Below are 18,459 nucleotides of genomic sequence, written 5' to 3' on the forward strand. Positions count from 1 at the left end.
CCGGATCTAGCGGATCAGTAGCGGTTGACGGCGGGCGGGTCGCCCAGGGTGGCGCCGAACTTGCCGGCGGTGTCGTCCCACGCCTTCTTCCAGCTGCCGTCCTGGAAGGCCTTGTCCAGGGTGTCGTTGATGAAGTTACGGAAGTCGGTGTCCTCCTTCTTGACACCGATGCCGTACGGCTCCTTGGTGAAGTTGTCGCCGGCCATCTTGAAGGACGCCTCGTCCTTGGCGATGTAGCCGAGCAGGATGACGTTGTCGGTGGTGACGGCGTCGACCTGCTTGCCCTTCAGGGCGTCGCGGCACTTGTCGTAGGTGTCGAAGAGCACCAGCTGGGTGGCGACGTCCTTGACGTACTTCTTGATCTCCTCGGCCGGGGTGGAGCCGGTGACCGAGCAGACCTTCTTGGTGCCGTCCTTGAACGAGTCCGGGCCGGTGATGGCGGCCTCATCCTTGCGGACCATGATGTTCTGACCGGCCTCGTAGTACGGACCGGCGAAGGCGATGCGCTCCTTGCGCTTGTCGTTGATCGTGTAGGTGGCCGCGACCAGGTCGACGGTGCCGTTCACGATGACGTCCTCGCGGACCTTCGACGGCGTCTCGACGTACTCGATCTTGTCCTCGGGGATGCCGAGTTCCTTCACGATCAGCTTCGCGACCTCGACGTCGAAGCCCTCCGGCTTGCCCGACAGGCCCTTCTGGCCGAAGCCCGGCTGGTCGAACTTGGTGCCGACCTTGATCTTCTGGGCCTTGTGCAGCCGCTCCATGGTGCTGCCGGCCGCGAAGTCCTTGCTGCCGGCGCCGGTGCCCTCGTCGTCGCTGTCGCCACCGCAGGCGGACAGGCCGAGCGCCAGAGTCGCCGCCGCGGCAACCGCCGCCACGCGCTTGTAACGCATACTCAATCTCCTTCTTCGACGGAGCCGCCGGGACGACTCCAACTACGGACGCTCAGTGCGTGAGGATCTTGGAGAGGAAGTCCTTGGCCCGCTCGCTGCGCGGGTTCGCGAAGAACTCGGCCGGCGGCGCGTCCTCGACCAGCTGCCCGTCGGCCATGAAGACGACCCGGTTGGCGGCGTGCCGGGCGAAGCCCATCTCGTGGGTCACCACGACCATGGTCATGCCCTCGCTCGCCAGCGACGTCATCACGTCCAGCACCTCGCCGACCATCTCCGGGTCCAGCGCGCTGGTCGGCTCGTCGAACAGCATCGCCTTGGGCTGCATGGCCAGCGCGCGGGCGATCGCCGCCCGCTGCTGCTGACCACCGGAGAGCTGCGCCGGGTACTTGTCCGCCTGGTTGGCGATGCCGACGCGGTCCAGGAGGGCCAGGCCGCGCTCGCGGGCGGCGGCCGGCTTCTCCTTGCGGACCTTGACCGGCCCCAGCGTGACGTTCTCCAGGATGGTCTTGTGCGCGAAGAGGTTGAACGACTGGAACACCATGCCGACCTCGCTGCGCAGCTTGGCCAGGGGCTTGCCCTCGGCCGGCAGCGGCTGCCCGTCGAACGTGATGGTGCCCTTGTCGATGGGCTCCAGCCGGTTGATGGTGCGGCACAGCGTCGACTTGCCGGAGCCGGACGGGCCGATCACGACGACCACCTCGCCCCGGCCGACGGAGAGGGACACGTCGTCGAGCACGTGCAGCGGCCCGAACCACTTGTTGACCCCGTCGAGCACGATCAGCGGGTCGCCCGTCGTCACGTCGTCCACCGTCCCTGTCGTCCATGGCGGAATTCGGGGGTCGGTCGACCCCCGGTTGGGCAACTGTAGGCGGGGTGATGTGGCAGAACGCAACTCAGATGGTCACGGAGCGGTAACACCGGTCACCGGCGTACCGGCCCGTCCGAATTTCGTCATCCACCGGTGGGGCCGATTGGCGTCGTCGCCACAGGCCCGAGATCATGAGGGGATGACCGACGCGATCCGGCTGACCGACTACGCCCGCGGTGGCGGTTGCGCCTGCAAGATCCCACCCGGCGAGCTGGAGGTGATGGTCGCCGGTCTCGGCGCGACCGGCGGCTCGGCCGACCTGCTGGTCGGCCTGGAGAACGGCGACGACGCCGCGGTGGTCCGGCTGGACGAGCGTACGGGCCTGGTCTGCACCGCCGACTTCTTCACCCCGGTGGTCGATGACGCCTACGACTGGGGGCGCATCGCCGCCGCCAACGCGCTCTCCGACGTGTACGCGATGGGCGGCACCCCGCTCGTCGCGCTCAACCTGCTCTGCTGGCCGCGCGGCGTGCTGCCGCCGGAGATGGCCCGCGAGGTGCTGCGCGGCGGTCTGGATGTGGCCCGGGAGGCGAACTGCCACCTGGCCGGCGGGCACAGCGTGGACGACGACGGCCCGAAGTACGGCCTGGCGGTCACCGGTGTGGTCCGGCCGGAGGAGCTGATCACGCTGGACGCGGGGCGGGCCGGGCTGCCGCTGTCGCTGACCAAGCCGCTCGGCGTGGGCGTGCTCAACACCCGGCACAAACAGACCGGGCAGCGTTTCCCGGAGGCGGTCGAGTCGATGGCCCGGCTCAACCGGGACGCGGCCCGCGCGGCGGTGGCCGCGGGCATCCGCTGCGGCACCGACGTGACAGGCTTCGGCCTGCTCGGGCACGCCTCGAAGCTGGCCCGCGCGAGCCGCCTGACGGTGGCGATCGACGCGGCGGCGGTGCCGTATCTGACGGGCGCGCGGGAGGCGCTGCGCGACGGGTACGTCAGCGGCGGCACCCGGCGCAACCTGGAGTGGGTCACCCCGTGGACCGACTTCGGCGGCGCGGACGAGGGGGAGCGGCTGCTGCTCGCCGACGCGCAGACCTCGGGCGGCCTGCTGGTCGCCGGTGAGGTGCCGGGCGGCACGGTGATCGGTGAGCTGCTGCCGGCGTCGGAGCACCTGATCCGGGTGCGCTGAGCCGCCGGATCCACGGCGCGGCCAGCCGCCGCCGGGGCACCGTACCCGATAAACTGTCATCTTCCAGCTACTCTGGGCAACGTCGCCCGAGGGAATTTTGCCCGGAATGGTCACAGACCGGTAACTTGCGCCCGGCTGAGGTCAAATGCACCCCACCATCGTCATTAAGGCCCGATCCGGAGGCCGGTGGAACGAGCGCAGCGAGGAGGCGGCATGACCGAGCTGTGGAACTGGAGAATCGACGGCGGCGAGCCGGTGGAGGTCTACCCGGCACTGGCCGAGGCGCTCGGCCGGGTGGTGATGCCCATGGCCGTCGCCGACCCGATGCGGCTCCCCGCGTACGCGGTGGTCTGCGACGTGTGGGAGGCACCCGGGCTGTACGGCACCGTGGTCGACTGTTACGGCGTGCCCGAGAGCCTGACCGAGCTGCCCGCGATCGCGGCGCTGGCCCGGCTGCTGGGCCGCAACTGCCTGATGCGTGACGACACGCTCGACGCCGGCCGGCACCTGCTGGTCGCGCCGGACGGCACGATCCGGCCGGTGCACTTCGACGTGGCCGACACCGACGACGGCGAGGTGCTCAGCCACCACCGGCTCTGCACCGTCGCCGACGCGCGCTGCCGGGGCTGGTCGCAGTGCCACCGCTCCCGCTGGGCCCCGGACACGGTCGCCCCGGCGCTCGCCGCCGCCTGAGCGCGGGCGCCGGCGCGCGCCCGTGAGTGGTGCTCGCCGCCGTGCCCCCACCGGCGGCGAGCGGTGGCGGTCCCGGGCTCAGCCCCGGGCCGCCTGCTGCTGCCCCCGCACCACGAGCTGGTCGAGCAGCGTCGCGGTGGCGGCGGCCACGGCGTCCACCGCGGCGTCGAACGCCGCCGCGTTGTGCGCCGCCGGGGTGCGGAATCCGGAGATCTTCCGGACGTACTGCAACGCGGCGGCGCGGATGTCCTCCTCGGTCACCACCGGGACGTACGGCTCACGCAGGGTCTTGATGCTCCGGCACACGGCTCCTCCTCGTTCGATCCGATCGGCTCCACCCGGATACGCTGTCCGGGTCATGACTACCGCAGCCGCGGGCAGCCCGCGCACCTACCAGGTGCGTACGTACGGCTGCCAGATGAACGTGCACGACTCCGAGCGCATCTCCGGCCTCCTCGAGGATGCCGGGTACGTGCGCGCCGCCGAAGCCGACGAGCAGCCCGACGTGGTGGTGTTCAACACCTGCGCGGTCCGGGAGAACGCCGACAACCGGCTCTACGGCAACCTGGGTCATCTGCGCCCCGTGAAGGCCAAGCACCCGGGGATGCAGATCGCCGTCGGCGGCTGCCTGGCCCAGAAGGACCGCGGCGACATCGTCCGCAAGGCGCCCTGGGTGGACGTCGTCTTCGGCACCCACAACATCGGTTCGCTGCCGGCGCTGCTGGACCGGGCGCGGCACAACGCCGCGGCCGAGGTCGAGATCCTGGAGTCGCTGGAGGTCTTCCCCTCCACGCTGCCGACCCGGCGCGAGTCGACGTACGCCGGGTGGGTCTCGATCTCCGTCGGCTGCAACAACACCTGCACGTTCTGCATCGTGCCCTCCCTGCGCGGCAAGGAGAAGGACCGCCGCCCCGGCGACATCCTCTCCGAGGTCCGCGCGCTGGCCGACTCCGGCGTACTGGAGGTGACGCTGCTCGGGCAGAACGTCAACTCGTACGGCGTCGAGTTCGGCGACCGGTACGCGTTCGGCAAGCTGCTGCGGGCCTGCGGCGACATCGACGGGCTGGAGCGGGTGCGGTTCACCAGCCCGCACCCGAAGGACTTCACCGACGACGTGATCGCCGCGATGGCCGAGACGCCCAACGTCTGCCACTCGCTGCACATGCCGTTGCAGTCCGGCTCGGACGAGGTGCTGCGCGCGATGCGCCGCTCGTACCGGTCGGAGCGCTACCTGGGGATCATCGAGAAGGTCCGGGCGGCGATGCCGGACGCGGCGATCACCACCGACATCATCGTCGGCTTCCCCGGCGAGACCGAGGCCGACTTCGTCCGCACGCTCGACGTGGTGCGGGAGGCGCGGTTCTCCTCGGCGTTCACGTTCCAGTACTCCAAGCGCCCCGGCACCCCGGCCGCCACGATGGACGGGCAACTGCCCAAGCAGGTCGTGCAGGAGCGTTACGAGCGGCTGATCGCGTGCGTCGAGGAGATCACCTGGGCGGAGAACAAGAAGCTCGTCGGCGAGACCGTCGAGGTGCTGGTGGCGGTCGGCGAGGGCCGCAAGGACGAGCGCACCGGCCGGATGTCCGGCCGGGCCCGTGACGGCCGGCTCGTGCACTTCGCCACCGGTGAGCTGGCCGGGCAGATCCGCCCCGGCGACATCGTGCACACAGTCGTCACGTACGCCGCCCCGCACCACCTCAACGCCGACGGCGCGCCGCTGGCGCACCGGCGCACCCGGGCCGGGGACGCGGCCGAGGCGGGACAGGTTCCGCGTACCCCCGGGGTGCTGCTCGGCCTGCCGACGATCGGCGCACCCGCCGCGGCGCCCGCCCCCGTCGGCGGCTGCGCCGCGCACTGAGCCGAGCGTGACGGCGGGGGCCCGACTCGGCCCCCGCCGTCACTGCCTCAGCAGGCGGTGCCGTTGAGCTTCACGCTGCCGGGGTTGGCGGCGGCGCCGTTGGCGGTGAAGCCGACGGTGACCGACGCGCCCGGCGCCAGCGACGACGCCCAGGCCGGCGCGGCTGCCGTCACAGTGGTGCCGGACTGTGTGACTGTGGCGTTCCAGCCGCTCGCCAGCGTCACCCCCGACGGCCAGGTCCAGGTTGCCGACCACGGGTTCACCGCGGCGGTGCCGGTGTTCTTGACGGTCAGCTCACCCTGGAAGCCACCCGACCAGGAGTTGATCTGCTTGTAGGTGGCGGTGCAGCCTCCGGTCACCGGAGGCGGCGGGGTGGTCGGCGCCGGTGAGGTGTTCGGCGTGCCGGTCGGGGACGGGCTGGTGGTGCCGCCACCGCCGGTCGGCGGGATCAGGTACGGCGTGAGGATGTCCTGCTTCGGCTGGTTGATCGTGGTCCAGTCGTCGTTGGCGATGCCGCCCGTGTCACCAGAGTTCGGGTTCCACGACCAGTACGTGAACGACATGCCGTTCACACCGGTGCCGGTGTACGCCATCAGGTTCTGCAGCCAGATCTTGTCCTTGGGGTCCTGGAGCGTGGTGCCGAACTCGCCCATCATGATCGGCGCGATGTTCTGCTTGTAGAGGTAGCCCCAGTACTTGTCCCAGATGGCAGGCATGTTCGCCGGGTACGACGGGTCGTCGAACCAGGCCTGGCGGTAGACCGACGTGGCGTACTCGTGCGGCGAGTAGACCAGCCGGTTCGCCACGTTCAGCCGGACCGGGAACTGCCCGGCCTTGGACAGGTTGCCGCCCCACCAGCCGCAGTCCTCGTCGTTGCTGGGGTCGTTGTCCCAGACGTTCGACAGGCCGCCGCTCGGGCAGCTCACCCCCTCCACGAAGATCAGCCAGTTGGGCTGCACGCCGAGGATCGCGTTGCCGGCCCGCTCGGCGGCCAGCCGCCAGTCCCGGGCGGTGTCGCCGCAGCCCCAGCAGGCGCCGGTGGCGGCCGGGTTGGTGCCCTCGGCGTGCGGCTCGTTGTGCAGGTCCGCGCCGATCACCGTGGTGTTGCCGGCGTACCGCTGGGCCAGCATCTTCCAGTCGTTGATCCAGGTCGCCTCGGAGACCGTCGAGGTGTACCAGAGCGGCGACTGCCCGGCCGACGTGGGCCGGTGCCGGTCCAGGATGACCCGCATCCCCTTGCTGCCCGCGTAGTCGATGACCTTGTCGAGGATCTGCAGCGGGGAGAGCCCGATCAGGTCCGGGTTGACGAAGTCGTTGATGCCGGTGGCGGTCGCGCCGGACTTGAGCGCGTCGTTCGAGTACGGGATCCGCAGCGTGTTGTAACCCAGCCGGGCCATGGTGTCGAGCTGCGAGCGCCACGGGTTGCTCGACCACAGGCCGTGGAACGTCTTGTTGTCGGTCTCCATCCCGAACCAGTTGATGCCGGTCAGCCGGACCGTCGCGCCCGTACTGTCGACGATCTTGCTGCCGCTGGTGTGCAGGTAACCGGTGCCGGTGCCACCGGCCGCCGCGGCGGCCGGTGCGGTGGAGACGGCGGCGGCGACGAGAACGCCGGCCGCTGCGGTGGCGAGCGCCGTCAGGGCGCCGCCGAGGGCGGTGCGTCGGTGCATGGAAGCTCCACTTCGGATGCCCGCGCCGCGCAGGCGCCGCGGGCGGCAGGACCAGGAGGCACGTCCCGCTCGTCATCGAGTACGCGCGCAGCGCGCGCCGGGCCGTGTCGTGTGGACGGTCACCCGCGAGATGTCGCACCGGCGACCGTCGACGGCGAGATCAGCCGTCGGTGCCCTCGTGCCGGTGCCTGAACCTGGCTCCGCCGCTCATTCTGATCAGCCCGCCTCGATGCGTCAACCCGCCCCCCGGACGCGGGTGAGCCCCCGGCCGACCCGGCCGGGGGCTCACCCGATGTGTCCGTCCGCCGGCCTGCCCGGCCGGGGTGCTCGCGTCAGCCGGCCTGCTCGGCGAGCTGGAGGAACTGCCGCTTCGAGGCGAGCGCCTGCTCGGCCTCCTTGATCCGGCGGGTGTCACCGGCAGCCTGGGCCCGGGCCAGCCGGTCCTCGGCCTCGGCGACCTGGGCGCGCATCTGCGCCAGCAGCGGGTTGTCCTCCTTGGAGGTGCGCCGCCACGCCGAGTCCATCACCTCGCGGACCTTGTCGTCCACGGCCCGCAGCCGGCGCTCCAGCCCGGCGGCGGCCTCGCGCGGCACCCGGCCGGCCTCGTGCCACTGCGCCTGGATCTCCCGCAGCTTCGCCTGGGCGCCCTTCGGGTCGCCGTCGACGTCCAGCGCCTCGGCCTCGGCCAGCAGCGCCTGCTTGCGCTCCAGGTTGGCGCGCTGCTCGTTGTCGCGGGCGGAGAAGACCTCGCTGCGGCGGGTGAAGAACTCGTCCTGCGCGGCGCGGAACCGTTCCCAGAGCTTCTGCTCGGCCTCCTTGGCGGCGCGCGGCGCGGCCTTCCACTGGGCCATCAGGTCCTTGAGCTGACCGGCGGTGACGCCCCAGTCGCTGGAGTCCTTGAGCTTCTCCGCCTCGGCGACCAGCTCCTCCTTGACCGTCTGCGCCTGCTTGCGCTGCTGGTCGAGGGAGGCGAAGTGGGCGCCCCGGCGGCGGGTGAAGCCGTCCCGCGCGGCGGCGAACCGCTTCCACAGCTCACCGTCGGTCTTCTTGTCGACGCCGCGGATGGTCTTCCACTCGTCGAGGATCTCCTTGAGCCGGTCACCGGCGGTCTTCCAGCCGGTCGACTCGGCGGCCAGCTTCTCGGCCTCCTCGACCAGGGCGGTCTTGCGCGCCAGCGCCTCGCCCCGGGCGGCCTCGCGGGCCGCCTTGGCCTCGCCGGCCTTCTCCTCGGCGACGGTGGCCAGCTTGTCCAGACGGGCGGCAAGGGCGTCGATGTCACCGACGACGTGCGCCTCGGCCAGCGACCCACGGATCCGGCGGATCGTGGTCAGGGAGTGGCCGGCGTCAGCCGCGCCCGAGTTGAGCCGGGCCTCGGTCAGATCGACCTCGGTCACCAGGTCGGCGTAGCGCCGGGCGAAGTGGGCGAGCCCTTCCTCCGGTGCCCCTGCCTGCCAGGATCCGACCACCCGCTCGCCCTCGGCGGTCTTGACGTAGACGGTGCCGTCCTCGTCGACCCGTCCGAAGGCAGTCCAGTCGCTCATGTGCCCATCCTCGTTCTCCCGGCGTCGAGGGGACAGCCCCCTCGTTCGCCGCCACGGCGCAGCAAACTTTCTCCCGGCATTGTCACAGGTCCGCCCCCGTCCGTGTCGAGCGCCTGTCGCCGACCGTGACCATACGGTGTTGTACGCCCCCGATGACCGGATCGGCGCGGGGACGCACCGGGGGACCCCGATAGGTTTGGGGGCGTGCCACTGGTCGCCGCCGCCGTCTGCCCCCACCCGCCGCTGATCGTGCCCGAGCTGGCCGGCGCCGCCGCGCCCGAGCTGGACAGCCTGCGCGCCGCCGCCGACGCCGCTGTGGCCCGGCTGCTCGCCGCCGGCCCCGAGGCGATCCTGCTCGTCGGCGGCGGGCCGGAGACCGTCCGGTTCAACGCCGCCGACTGGGGCTCCCTGCGCGGCTTCGGGCTGGACCGGCCGGTGCGGCTGTGGAAGATCTCCTGCTCCGGCGGGGAGCGCCTGCCGCTGAGCCTGACCGTCGGCGCCTGGCTGCTGAACCGCTCCGGCACCGAGCTGCCCCGCCTGGCCCGGTCGGTGGCCCACGACGCCACACCGGCCGAGTGCGCGGCGTTCGGCGCGAGCCTGATCGACGACGACGATCCGCGGGTCGCGCTGCTCGTGCTCGGTGACGGGTCCGCCTGCCGGGGTGTCAAGGCGCCGGGGTACGACGACCCGCGCGCCGAGGCGTACGACGAGGGGGTCGCCCTGGCCCTGGCCGGCGCGGACGCCGACGCCCTGCTCGGCCTGGACCCGGTGCTGTCGGCGGAGCTGAGGGTGGCGGGGCGGGCGCCGTGGCAGGTGCTGGCCGGCGCGGTCCGGGCGGCGGGCGGCGACTGGCGCGGCGACGTCAGCTACCAGGACGCGCCCTACGGCGTTTCCTACTTCGTGGCGAACTGGGAGCGGGCATGACCGTCGTGGCGGTGGTCGGGCCGACCGCGGCCGGGAAGTCGGCGCTGAGCATCGCGCTGGCGCACGCGCTCGGCGGCGAGGTGGTGAACGCCGACTCGATGCAGCTCTACCAGGGCATGGACGTCGGTACCGCGAAGCTGACGCCGGCCGAGCGGGAGGGTGTGCCGCATCATCTGCTCGACATCTGGCCGGTGACCGAGCCGGCGAGCGTCGCCGAGTACCAGACGCTGGCCCGCGCGGCGGTCGACGACATCCTGGCCCGGGGACGGGTGCCGCTGCTGGTCGGCGGCTCCGGGCTGTACGTGCGGGCGGTGCTGGAACGGTTCGAGTTCCCCGGCACCGACCCGGCGCTGCGGGAGCGGCTGGAGGCGGAACTCGCGGCGGTGGGCCCCCTGCCGCTGCACGCGCGGCTGACCGAGGCCGACCCGGGCGCGGCGGCGAGCATCCTGCCCACGAACGGCCGGCGGATCGTCCGGGCGCTGGAGGTGATCGAGCTGACCGGCGCGCCGTTCACCGCGTCGCTGCCGTCGCCGACGCCGTACTACCCGTCCGTGCAGCTCGGCGTCGACCTGGACACCCCGCTCCTGGACGAGCGGATCGCGCTGCGGGTGGACCGGATGTGGGCCGACGGACTGGTCGACGAGGTGCGGGCGCTGGTCGGCGAAGGGCTGCCCGAGGGGCGGACGGCCAGCCGGGCGCTCGGCTACCAGCAGGTGCTGCGGTTCCTCGCGGGAGAGCTGACCGAGGCGCAGGCGCACGAGGAGACGATCCGCGCCACCCGCCGGTTCGTCCGGCGGCAACGCTCCTGGTTCCGGCGTGACCCGCGCGTCCACTGGCTGGACTCGGCGTCGCCCGCGTTTCTCGACACTGCCCTGCGGGTGGTCGCCGAGCATCGGCCATGATGGGGGCGTGGAGTTCACAAAGGGTCACGGCACCGGCAACGACTTCGTCATCCTGCCCGACCCGGACGGCGCCCTCGACCTGACACCCGGCCTGGTCGCCGCGCTCTGCGACAGGCGGCGCGGCCTCGGCGGCGACGGCGTGCTGCGTGTCGTACGCGCCGCCAAGCACCCCGAGGGCGTCGCCCTCGCGGGCGAGGCCGAGTGGTTCATGGACTACTGGAACTCCGACGGCTCGTTCGCCGAGATGTGCGGCAACGGTGCCCGGGTGTTCGTCCGCTACCTGCTGGACCGTTCGCTCGCCGCCCCGTCGGGCGGGACGCTGCCGATCGCGACCCGCGCCGGCCTGGTGCGGGCCCGGGTCGAGGGCGAGGACGTGGCGGTCGAGATGCGCCGCCCCCGGCTGTACGACACGGCGACCGCCACGCTCGGCGGGCTGACGCTACCCGGCACCGCGGTGGACGTCGGCAACCCGCACCTGGTGTGCGCGCTGCCCGCCGCGCTGGAGCTGACGGCGCTCGACCTGACCCGCGCGCCCGAGGTGGACGCCTCGACCTTCCCGTCCGGGGTGAACGTGGAGTTCACCACGCCGGGCGAGCCGGTCGACGGCACCGACGGGCACGTGCTGATGCGCGTCTACGAGCGCGGCTCGGCCGAGACGCTGTCCTGCGGCACCGGCGCGTGCGCGGTGGCGGCGGTGGCGTTGCGCGACGCCGGCCTGGACACCGGCACGATGACAGTCGACGTGCCAGGCGGACGTCTGACGGTCACCGTGACAGCCGACTCGTGCTGGCTCTCCGGCCCGGCGGTCCTGGTGGCGACAGGCACGCTCACCCCCACAGCCCTGCACCCGTAGCCCTCGCCCTGGCCCCCGCACTGCCCCCGCACCGCCCTGCCCTGGCTCGGCCCGCCCGGTGCCGCCCGCCTCGCGCCCGGTGATCAAGGAGTTTGTGGCGGATTCCGGGGCTCCGGATGACACGAACTCCTTGGTCGACATGGTGACGAGTGGTGTCCGCAGCACGGCAGGCCCGCCTCGGCCGTTCCATCCCGCCCCGGACCGTCCTGATCAACGCCAGTCCGCCGAAGTGGTGGTGTCGCCGAGCCGCTGATGCCGCCACGTCGGCGAACTGGCGTTGATCAAGGGCGGTGATGCCGCCACTCCGGGGACGTGGAGTCGGTCAAGCCGCGCCGGGCAGCGTCAGGGGGTGGCGCTGGCGTTGGCGGCGATCTCGGGGAGGTCGGCCGGGCCCGGATCGGCCGCCGGAGCCGGCGTCGCGGCCGGGTTCTGGGCGGCGGCCCGTACCGCGGCTGCCACCGCCGGGGCGACCCGGGAGTCGAAGACGCTCGGTACGATCACCGTCGGGTTGATCTTGTCTTCGCCGACCACGTCCGCGATGGCCCGCGCGGCGGCGAGCGCCATCTCCTCGGTGAACTCCTCGGCGTGCGCGTCGAGCATGCCGCGGAACACGCCGGGGAAGGCGAGCACGTTGTTGATCTGGTTCGGCTGGTCCGAGCGGCCGGTGGCGACCACCGCGGCGTACTTGCGCGCCTCCCGCGGGTCCACCTCCGGGTCGGGGTTGGCGAGCGCGAAGACGATGGAGTCCTTCGCCATCGCGGCGACGTCCTCGCCGGTGAGCAGGTTCGGCGCGCTCACGCCGATGAACACGTCCGCGCCGCGTACCGCCCCGGCCAGGTCACCGGAGTAGTTCTCCTTGTTGGTGTTCTCGGCCAGCCACTGCCAGGCCGGGTTGAGGTCCGGCAGTCCGCGGTGCAGGGCGCCCTGGCGGTCGTACGCGATGATGTCGCCGACGCCCTGGCGCAGCAGCAGCTTCATGATCGCGGTGCCGGCCGCGCCGGCGCCGGAGACCACGACCCGGACGTCCGCGAGCTGCTTGCCCACGACGCGCAGCGCGTTCGTCAGCGCGGCCAGCACGCAGATCGCGGTGCCGTGCTGGTCGTCGTGGAAGACCGGGATGTCCAGCGCCTCGCGCAGCCGGGCCTCGATCTCGAAGCAGCGCGGCGCGGCGATGTCCTCCAGGTTGATGCCGCCGTACGCGGGCGCGATCGCCTTGACGATCGCCACGATCTCGTCGGTGTCCTGGGTGTCCAGCACCACCGGCCAGGCGTCCACCCCGCCGAAGCGCTTGAACAGCGCCGCCTTGCCCTCCATCACCGGCAGCGACGCGGCCGGCCCGAGGTTGCCCAGGCCGAGCACCGCGGTGCCGTCGCTGACCACGGCGACGGTGTTGCGCTTGATGGTGAGCCGGCGGGCGTCGGCCGGGTTCTCCGCGATCGCCATGCAGACCCGGGCCACACCCGGGGTGTACGCGCGGGACAGCTCGTCGCGGGTGCGCAGCGCGACCTTCGGGGTGACCTCGATCTTGCCGCCGAGGTGCAGCAGGAACGTGCGGTCGGAGACCTTGCGCACGTCCACCCCGTCGAGCGCGGTGAGCGCGTCGACCACCTGGTCGGCGTGGCCGGCGTCGGCGGTGTCGCAGGTGAGGTCGACGATCACGTGCGCGGGGTCGGAGTCGACCACGTCCAGCGCGGTGACGATGGCCCCGGCCTCGCCGGCGGCGGTGGTGAGGCGGCCGATGGAGGAGGCGTCGGCGGGTACCGCGATCCGGATGGTGATGGAGAATCCGGCACTCGGCAGTCGTGTGTTGGCCACGAGAAACTCCTCCGTCGGCGCTGAGCGGCTCGACTGGCATTTGTACTCGCCCGCCCAGGTCGCCCGGCATCCGCCCCCGCTACCCGTCGGTAGCGTCACGGGCATAACACAGGTGCGTCCGGCGTTGTCACATGTCAGGATTGCTGTCACGCGCCGAAAATTCTCGGCGTTGCCCAAAACGGACAGGAGACGCATTTGCGCGAGCAGGAGACCTTCCATCCCTACACCGACGACGAGTTCGACGCCACCACCGGCGAGTACGAGCTGTCGGAGCGGCAGGCGCTGCGGCGGGTCCCCGGCCTCTCCACCGAACTCACAGACATCACCGAGGTCGAATACCGTCAGCTCCGGCTGGAGCGGGTCGTCCTCGTGGGGGTCTGGACCGAGGGCACCCAGTCCGACGCCGACAACAGCCTCACCGAGCTGGCGGCGCTGGCCGAGACGGCCGGTTCGCAGGTGCTCGAGGGGCTGATCCAGCGTCGTCACCGGCCCGACCCGGCCACGTACATCGGCCGCGGCAAGGTCGACGACCTGGGTGCGGTGGCAATGTCCACCGGCGCCGACACGATCATCTGCGACGGTGAGCTGTCGCCGTCGCAGCTGCGCAACCTGGAGCAGCGCACCAAGGTCAAGGTGGTCGACCGGACCGCCCTGATCCTCGACATCTTCGCCCAGCACGCCAAGAGCAAGGAGGGCAAGGCGCAGGTCGAGCTGGCCCAGCTCGAATACCTGCTGCCGCGCCTGCGCGGCTGGGGCGAGACGCTGTCCCGGCAGACCGGTGGTAGCGGCCGCGGCGGTGGCGCCGGCGGCGGCGTGGGTCTGCGTGGTCCCGGTGAGACCAAGCTGGAGACCGACCGGCGGCGCATCCGCCACCGCATCGCGCGGCTGCGCCGCGAGATCAAGAGCATGGCGACGGTACGCCAGACCAAGCGCGCCCGGCGTACCCGTAACGCGGTGCCCGCGGTGGCCATCGCCGGCTACACCAACGCCGGCAAGTCCAGCCTGCTCAACCGCCTGACCGGTGCGGGCGTGCTGGTGGAGAACGCGCTGTTCGCCACGCTGGACCCGACCACCCGCCGGGCCACCACGTCCGACGGCCGGCTCTACACGCTGTCCGACACCGTCGGGTTCGTCCGGCACCTGCCGCACCAGATCGTCGAGGCGTTCCGCTCGACGCTGGAGGAGGTCGCCGACGCCGACCTGGTCGTGCATGTGGTCGACGGCACCCACCCGGATCCGGAGGAGCAGGTCCGGGCGGTACGCGAGGTGCTCGCCGAGGTGGGCGCCGACCGGCTGCCGGAACTCCTGGTGGTGAACAAGACCGACGCCACCGACGAGGAGACGATGCTGCGCCTCAAGCGGCTCTGGCCGGACGCCGTCTTCGTCTCCGCCCACAGCGGGCGCGGGATGGACGAGATGCGCGAGGCCGTCGAGCGCCGGCTGCCCCGGCCGGCCGTCGAGGTGCGCGCGGTGCTCCCGTACGACCGGGGTGACCTGGTCTCCCGGGTGCACCGGCAGGGTGAGGTGCTCAGCACCGCGCACCTGCCCGAGGGCACGCTGGTGCACGTGCGGGTCAGCGAGGGTCTGGCCGCGGAGCTCGCGCCGTACCGGGCGGGTGACCGGCTGACCAGCGACGAGCGGGTGGGCGCCGGGCGGTGAGCCGTCCGGCGTCACCCGCCGGAAACCCGCGCCGTGCGACACTGAGCGTCATGCGGCACGTTGTCTCCTCGGTCACGCTCGCGCTCGGCCTGGTCGGCGCGGTCGTGGCGCCGGCCGGGCCGGCCCCGGCGGCTCCCGCCGCGGCCCCCGTGCTGGCCGCGGCTCCCAAGAAGAAGTGCACCGTCGAGGACAGCCGCCTCCGCGAGCTGTCCGGTCTGGTGGCCACCAGCAACGGGTACGTCGTGATCAACGACGGCTCGGACGACCCCAGCCGCAAGCGGGTCTTCTACCTGGACACCAAGTGCAAGGTCGACAAGGAGGTCCGTTACTCCGGTGACGGGCCGCTCGACACCGAGGACCTCGCGCTCAGCCCGGACCGCAAGACCCTCTGGATCGCCGACACCGGCGACAACGTGGAGAAGAAGACGCGCCGGGAGCGGGTGGCGGTCTGGACGATGCCGCTGAGCGGCTCGAAGCAGCCGGTGCTGCACCGGCTCAGCTACCCGGGCAAGGAGCCGCACGACGCGGAGGCCCTGCTCGTCGGCGACGACAACATGCCGCTGGTGATCACCAAGGAACTCTCCGGCAAGTCGGAGATCTACACCCCGACGGTGAAGCTGAAGGCGAGCGGCGACACCGAGCCGATCCCGATGAAGAAGGTCGGCGAGGTCACGCTCCCGAAGACCAGCACCGAGAACAAACTCGGCTCGCCCGGGCGGGCGCTCGTCACCGGCGCCGCCCGCTCACCCGACGGCAGCAAGGTCGTGCTGCGCACGTACGCCGACGCGTTCGAGTTCGACGTGGCCGGCGGCGACATCGTCAAGGCGATCACCACCGGCAAGCCCCGGGTCACCCCGCTGGCCGACCCGTTCGGCGAGGCGATCTCCTACACGCCGGACGGCAAGTTGTTCGTCACCGTCTCCGACGGCGGCACGCTCGACGAGTCGGATCCGATCGACATCCTCAGCTACACCCCGTCGACCACCGGTGCCGAGGCGCTGCCGAACGGCGGCAAGGCCGACACCAAGGCGGCCGCCGAGAAGTCCTGGCTCGAAGGGCTCTCGCTCGACGAGATCACGTACCTGATCGCGGCGGTCGGCGTGCTCGGCGCGCTCCTGGTCGGCGCGGGCGTGTTCGGCATCCTGCGGGCGCGGCGCAAGCCGGCGCCCCGGGCGCCGGCCGACGAGCCCGAGCACAGCGGCGAGTTCCCGGTGAACAACGGCTTCCCGTCCGCGGAACGGCCGGAGGCGCCGCGCGGCGGGGTCTACGGCGGCGGTCAGGGCGGCGTCTACGGTGGCGCGCCGAACGGTGACCGCCCGGCGTCCGGCGGTGTCTACGGTGGTGGCCGGCCGGGCGGCGGCGTGTACGGCGGCGGCCCGCAGGACGGCGGTCGCGGCCAGGGTGGTGGCCGTCCTCCGGGCGCGGGCCGTCCGCAGGGCGGCGGCGTCTACGGCGGCGGAGCCCCGGCCGGCGGCGGCGGGCGCGGAGGCGGCGTCTACGGCGGCGGAGGCCAGGGCGGACCGGGCGCGGGTCAGGGCGGTCCCGGTCGTGGCGGCCCGGGTGGCGGCGGCGGCCAGGGCAGTCCGGGCCGTGGCGGTCCGGGTGGCGGCTACGGCGGCCCGGGCGGGGCCGGATATCGGGGGCAGCCGAACGGCGGCGGGCCGCGCGCAGAGGGCGGCCGGGCCGAGCCGCCGCGCCGCGGCCAGGAGCCGCGTGGCGGGCGCCGCGACGGTTACGACGACCAGGGCCGGTACGGCCCGGTGTCCGGCGGCGGCCGGGAGTACCGCGGCGACCGCTACTGAGACGACACGACGAAGGGGTGACCGGCCACCGGTCACCCCTTCGTCGTCGCTGTCGCTCAGATGCGGCGCAGCACCGCCACCACACGGCCCATGATGGTGGCGTCGTCACCGGGGATCGGGTCGAAGGCCGGGTTCTGCGGCATCAGCCAGACGTGCCCGTCGCGGCGCCGGTAAGTCTTCACCGTCGCCTCACCGTCGAGCATGGCGGCCACGATGTCACCGACCTCGGCGTTCGGCTGCTGCCGGACGACCACCCAGTCGCCGTCGCAGATCGCCGCGTCGAGCATCGAGTCGCCCTTGACCTGGAGCATGAAGACCTCGCCCTCACCGACCAGCTCGCGGGGGAGGGGAAAGATGTCCTCCACCGCCTGCTCGGCCAGGATCGGCCCACCGGCGGCGATGCGGCCCAGCATCGGCACGTATGCCGGGGCGGGTCGCTGCGCGCGGGCCGCCTCGTCGTCGGCCTCGCCCGGCGCGCGGACGTCGACGGCGCGCGGACGGTTCGGGTCGCGGCGCAGGAAGCCCTTCTTCTCCAGCTCCTTGAGCTGGTAGGCGACGCTGGACGGGGACACCAGCCCGACCGCCTCGCCGATCTCGCGCACGCTCGGCGGGTAGCCGTGGCGCTCGACCCAGTTGCGGATGAACTCCAGGATCCGCCGCTGCCGGGCGGTCAGGTCGACTGTCGCCGGGTCGGGGAAGCTGCTCACCACCGGGGTGACCGGACGCACCGCCGCGGGGGCGGTGCGGCTGCGGGCGGTGCGGGGGCGACGGGTCGCCGGAGGACCCGCCCCGTCGTTCGGCTGCGGGTTCTTCTGCCGGCTGGCCCGGTCCTCGGTCACGTCCGTCCCTCCCTGGTCGGCGCTGGGGTGCCTCGTCGGCTCGTGGTGCGTGTGGTCTGACCGTATAGGTGAGATCGGCCATTTTCAAACATCTGTACGACCTGCTGTCGGCGTGTCGCGCCGAATTCCTGGATTTCCGAACTGGTGTTCTGATAGAAGAGTACGCCGCTCGAACGGATGTTCTATCCCGGCCGCCCGTGACTAGCACGGGAGGCCGTCCGTTGGGCTCCTCGGCGGCGTCGCGCCGGGCGTGATCCTGACGACTCGCCGGACACGCCCGTCAACTTGACCTCGCTTGGGGTTCGGCATACGGTCGACCCCTAGATGTAGTAGTCACACGGGCGTAAGTTGCCTACAGGTTGGGTTCAACTACCGAACGCACTCCCGTACCGCGCACTCGGCGACGGTCATCGGACGATGGCCCCGCCGTGCCGACGCGTGCCCGGGAGCCGGTAGGTGTGCCCGCGATCGACGGAGGAGGTCGGGCGAATGCGGTGTCCGTACTGCCGGCACGCCGACTCCCGGGTGGTCGACTCGCGGGAGGCCGACGACGGCCAGCTCATCCGGCGGCGACGGTCGTGCCCGGAGTGCGGCAAGCGGTTCACCACCGTCGAGGAGGCGGTGCTCGCGGTGGTCAAGCGCAGCGGGGTGACCGAGCCGTTCAGCCGTACGAAGATCATCGGTGGGGTGCGCAAGGCGTGCCAGGGGCGGCCGGTCGACGACGACTCGATCGCGCTGCTGGCACAGAAGGTCGAGGAGACCGTACGGGCCAAGGGGGCGGCCGAGATCCCCAGCCACGAGGTGGGCCTGGCCATCCTCGGCCCGTTGCGTGACCTCGACGAGGTGGCCTACATGCGGTTCGCCAGCGTCTACCGGTCCTTCGACTCGCTCGCCGACTTCGAGCGCGAGATCGAGACGCTGCGGGCCGCCGCGCGCGCCCGGGAGGGCGCCGGTGCCGGTGCGGCGGACGCCGCCGGCGCGATCAGCTGACATTTACGGGTTTCTGACAGGTA

At 72.2% G+C, this 18,459-nt stretch carries 16 protein-coding genes; 9 read left to right on the top strand and 7 right to left on the bottom strand.

The annotated features are described in order from the left end of the window. Window positions 1–14 precede the first annotated feature (14 nt). Entirely contained in the window at window positions 15–893 is an 879-nt protein-coding gene (locus CLT75_RS00075; RefSeq protein WP_135238910.1) for a glutamate ABC transporter substrate-binding protein, read from the bottom strand. 52 nt (window positions 894–945) lie between these two features. Beyond that, window positions 946–1,701: an amino acid ABC transporter ATP-binding protein gene (locus CLT75_RS00080; RefSeq protein WP_030504151.1), complete on the bottom strand. Its 756-nt coding sequence runs from the start codon at window positions 1,699–1,701 to the stop codon at window positions 946–948. A 199-nt stretch (window positions 1,702–1,900) separates the two neighbouring features. Between CLT75_RS00080 and selD the strand changes: the two genes are divergently transcribed. Both selD and CLT75_RS00090 read left to right on the top strand, forming a co-directional pair. Then, complete coding sequence (selD, locus tag CLT75_RS00085; RefSeq protein ID WP_135238911.1) at window positions 1,901–2,890, top strand: selenide, water dikinase SelD; 990 nt, start codon at window positions 1,901–1,903, stop codon at window positions 2,888–2,890. Window positions 2,891–3,103: 213 nt separating this feature from the next. Continuing rightward, the gene (locus CLT75_RS00090) at window positions 3,104–3,583 is read left to right on the top strand and encodes a hypothetical protein (protein ID WP_135238912.1); all 480 of its coding nucleotides are present in this window, start codon (window positions 3,104–3,106) and stop codon (window positions 3,581–3,583) included. 78 nt (window positions 3,584–3,661) lie between these two features. Here the strand turns inward: CLT75_RS00090 and CLT75_RS00095 are convergent, their stop codons facing one another. Next, entirely contained in the window at window positions 3,662–3,889 is a 228-nt protein-coding gene (locus tag CLT75_RS00095; RefSeq protein ID WP_018785974.1) for a DUF2277 family protein, read from the bottom strand. 52 nt (window positions 3,890–3,941) lie between these two features. Here CLT75_RS00095 and miaB point away from each other — a divergent pair, with 52 nt between their 5' ends. Continuing rightward, a complete protein-coding gene (gene miaB, locus CLT75_RS00100; RefSeq protein WP_135238913.1) occupies window positions 3,942–5,441 on the top strand; it encodes a tRNA (N6-isopentenyl adenosine(37)-C2)-methylthiotransferase MiaB in 1,500 nt (499 codons plus the stop codon). A 47-nt stretch (window positions 5,442–5,488) separates the two neighbouring features. Here the strand turns inward: miaB and CLT75_RS00105 are convergent, their stop codons facing one another. Beyond that, window positions 5,489–7,111 carry a cellulase family glycosylhydrolase gene (locus CLT75_RS00105; protein WP_135238914.1) on the bottom strand — a complete coding sequence of 541 codons (1,623 nt, stop codon included), beginning with the start codon at window positions 7,109–7,111 and terminating at the stop codon, window positions 5,489–5,491. Between the two features lie 332 nt (window positions 7,112–7,443). After that, window positions 7,444–8,652 (bottom strand): DUF349 domain-containing protein, encoded by a 1,209-nt coding sequence (locus CLT75_RS00110; protein ID WP_135238915.1) that lies wholly within the window; start codon window positions 8,650–8,652, stop codon window positions 7,444–7,446. Between the two features lie 204 nt (window positions 8,653–8,856). On the opposite strand from CLT75_RS00110, the gene CLT75_RS00115 reads away from it, so the two are divergent. The 3 genes from CLT75_RS00115 to dapF are packed head-to-tail and all read left to right on the top strand — an operon-like array spanning window position 8,857 to window position 11,331. Then, window positions 8,857–9,576 (top strand): class III extradiol ring-cleavage dioxygenase family protein, encoded by a 720-nt coding sequence (locus tag CLT75_RS00115; protein WP_135238916.1) that lies wholly within the window; start codon window positions 8,857–8,859, stop codon window positions 9,574–9,576. Beyond that, window positions 9,573–10,478 carry a tRNA (adenosine(37)-N6)-dimethylallyltransferase MiaA gene (gene miaA, locus CLT75_RS00120; protein WP_135238917.1) on the top strand — a complete coding sequence of 302 codons (906 nt, stop codon included), beginning with the start codon at window positions 9,573–9,575 and terminating at the stop codon, window positions 10,476–10,478. The genes CLT75_RS00115 and miaA overlap by 4 nt, the downstream gene beginning before the upstream one ends. 7 nt (window positions 10,479–10,485) lie before the next feature. Further along, window positions 10,486–11,331, top strand: coding sequence for a diaminopimelate epimerase (gene dapF / locus CLT75_RS00125; protein ID WP_135238918.1), 846 nt, complete (start codon window positions 10,486–10,488; stop codon window positions 11,329–11,331). Between the two features lie 342 nt (window positions 11,332–11,673). Here dapF and CLT75_RS00130 read toward each other — a convergent pair whose 3' ends face one another. After that, entirely contained in the window at window positions 11,674–13,146 is a 1,473-nt protein-coding gene (locus tag CLT75_RS00130) for an NAD-dependent malic enzyme (RefSeq protein WP_013284747.1), read from the bottom strand. 195 nt (window positions 13,147–13,341) lie between these two features. Here CLT75_RS00130 and hflX point away from each other — a divergent pair, with 195 nt between their 5' ends. Beyond that, window positions 13,342–14,805, top strand: a complete 1,464-nt coding sequence (gene hflX, locus CLT75_RS00135) for a GTPase HflX (RefSeq protein WP_135238919.1) — start codon at window positions 13,342–13,344, stop codon at window positions 14,803–14,805. A 50-nt stretch (window positions 14,806–14,855) separates the two neighbouring features. Further along, window positions 14,856–16,607 carry a hypothetical protein gene (locus CLT75_RS32505; RefSeq protein ID WP_167796850.1) on the top strand — a complete coding sequence of 584 codons (1,752 nt, stop codon included), beginning with the start codon at window positions 14,856–14,858 and terminating at the stop codon, window positions 16,605–16,607. A 56-nt stretch (window positions 16,608–16,663) separates the two neighbouring features. Here the strand turns inward: CLT75_RS32505 and lexA are convergent, their stop codons facing one another. After that, complete coding sequence (gene lexA, locus CLT75_RS00150) at window positions 16,664–17,446, bottom strand: transcriptional repressor LexA (RefSeq protein WP_013284750.1); 783 nt, start codon at window positions 17,444–17,446, stop codon at window positions 16,664–16,666. Between the two features lie 489 nt (window positions 17,447–17,935). Here lexA and nrdR point away from each other — a divergent pair, with 489 nt between their 5' ends. Next, on the top strand, window positions 17,936–18,436 hold the full coding sequence (gene nrdR / locus CLT75_RS00155) for a transcriptional regulator NrdR (RefSeq protein ID WP_013284751.1): 501 nt from the start codon (window positions 17,936–17,938) through the stop codon (window positions 18,434–18,436). The last annotated feature ends 23 nt before the right edge of the window (window positions 18,437–18,459 follow it).

The sequence above is a fragment of the Micromonospora sp. CNZ285 genome (assembly GCF_004637285.1).

Coding starts and splice junctions, on each gene's coding strand:
- CLT75_RS32505 (WP_167796850.1), top strand. CDS start 14,856: ATGCGGCACGTTGTCTCCTCGGTCACGCTCGCGCTCGGCCTGGTCGGC.
- CLT75_RS00105 (WP_135238914.1), bottom strand. CDS start 7,111: ATGCACCGACGCACCGCCCTCGGCGGCGCCCTGACGGCGCTCGCCACC.
- nrdR (WP_013284751.1), top strand. CDS start 17,936: ATGCGGTGTCCGTACTGCCGGCACGCCGACTCCCGGGTGGTCGACTCG.
- CLT75_RS00090 (WP_135238912.1), top strand. CDS start 3,104: ATGACCGAGCTGTGGAACTGGAGAATCGACGGCGGCGAGCCGGTGGAG.
- selD (WP_135238911.1), top strand. CDS start 1,901: ATGACCGACGCGATCCGGCTGACCGACTACGCCCGCGGTGGCGGTTGC.
- CLT75_RS00110 (WP_135238915.1), bottom strand. CDS start 8,652: ATGAGCGACTGGACTGCCTTCGGACGGGTCGACGAGGACGGCACCGTC.
- miaA (WP_135238917.1), top strand. CDS start 9,573: ATGACCGTCGTGGCGGTGGTCGGGCCGACCGCGGCCGGGAAGTCGGCG.
- CLT75_RS00075 (WP_135238910.1), bottom strand. CDS start 893: ATGCGTTACAAGCGCGTGGCGGCGGTTGCCGCGGCGGCGACTCTGGCG.
- miaB (WP_135238913.1), top strand. CDS start 3,942: ATGACTACCGCAGCCGCGGGCAGCCCGCGCACCTACCAGGTGCGTACG.